Below are 1,405 nucleotides of genomic sequence, written 5' to 3' on the forward strand. Positions count from 1 at the left end.
CTCAAGGCTTCATAATCGGTGGCGGCGTCCCGGTAATATGTGCCGCGAGAGAGCATGAAGTAGATGATGCGCAGCATTTTGTGGGCCAAGGCGATAATGGATCGTTTATGGCCTCGGCGCACGACCAGGTTCTGGAATTTGGTGCGCAGGGCGCATTGGGTGCGACTGGCGGCATGGGCGCATTCGCACAAGACGCGGCGCACGTAAGGATTCCCTTTCCGGGTGCGACCACTTTTGCGCTTACCGGCCGATTCGTTGTTGCCCGGGCACAGACCGGCCCACGACGCCAGGCGATCGGCACTCCCGAAGGCCTTCATATCGTCCCCGATTTCCACCAGCAATAAGGCAGCACCTATGGTATCCACCCCCGGCAAGGTCTGCAGCAACGCCAGTGCATGCTGTTGCGGGGCCAAACCGTCCAGCAAGCGGGTATCGAAGCGCGCGATCTGCGCTTCCAGGGCTTCGATATGGTGCATCACTTCGTCCAGAACAAAACGATGGCAGGCACTCAAATCGCCCTGCAACGCATCCAGAATCTCCTCCCGGCTGGCCTTGAGGCGATGGCTCGCCAGGGACAGTACCTCCTGGGGCGTGGCGCCCTGAATCAGCGCCTTGATCATGGCGCGTGCTGATTGACCATGAATGTCGCTGACCACCACGCCCAGGCGGATCCCCCCGTCGGTCAGCACCTTGTGTAGCCGGTTCTTTTCGGAGGCCAGCATGCCGACCAACTTCTGGCGTTGGCGGGCAATCAAGCGTAATTCCCGCAGTGGCGCCGGCGGGACAAAGGAACCGCGTAACAAGCCCGCGCGCGCCAGCATGGCCAGCCATTCCGCATCGCCAACATCGGTTTTGCGCCCGGGCACCTGTTTGACGTGACGGGCATTGACGACCTGGGCACGAATGCCGACCTGCTCCAAAGCCGCATAGGGACTTTTCCAGTAAATCCCGGTACTCTCCATGACCACTGCATCCGGCTGCCAGGTCGCACACCAATCCGCCAAGGCCCGGCGGTCTTTCTTGAAGCTGCCAAACTGACGGCGCTCTACCTCCACAGTGCCATCCGGGTTGCCTATGATGGCACAGGCCGTGACTTGTGCCTGATGAATATCCAGGCCGATCACACGTTGAAAAATGGGTTTCAGTTCCATTGGCTTTCCTCTCCATCTATACTGAAAACGTGGGAGGCGACGGATGCCGATGCCGAATCAACCTGCCTGCAGCAAGCCACAGGCGGTCCTCTTAATGTGCGCTCTCATGGAGGCAATCCGGGGTACGAGTCGGCCCGGCGGGTCACGTTAGAAACGGGATCAAGTCACCAAAATTTCGCGCGATCTCAATCCGCCGCCACCCACTCCCATTCTCTTTCATTCTCCGGGGTGGCGCGAGTCGCAATGGACGTTAG

1 protein-coding gene is annotated in these 1,405 nt (G+C 59.9%); it reads right to left on the minus strand.

Features of this window, described 5'->3' with window-relative positions; genetic code table 11:
• The coding region (locus AC2VLY_RS13995; protein ID WP_486893789.1) for an IS110 family RNA-guided transposase at nt 1–1,151 on the minus strand (1,151 nt) is incomplete at its 3' end.
• Nucleotides 1,152–1,405 lie beyond the last annotated feature (254 nt).

The sequence above is a fragment of the Acidithiobacillus sp. TH-A36 genome, from assembly GCF_057473445.1.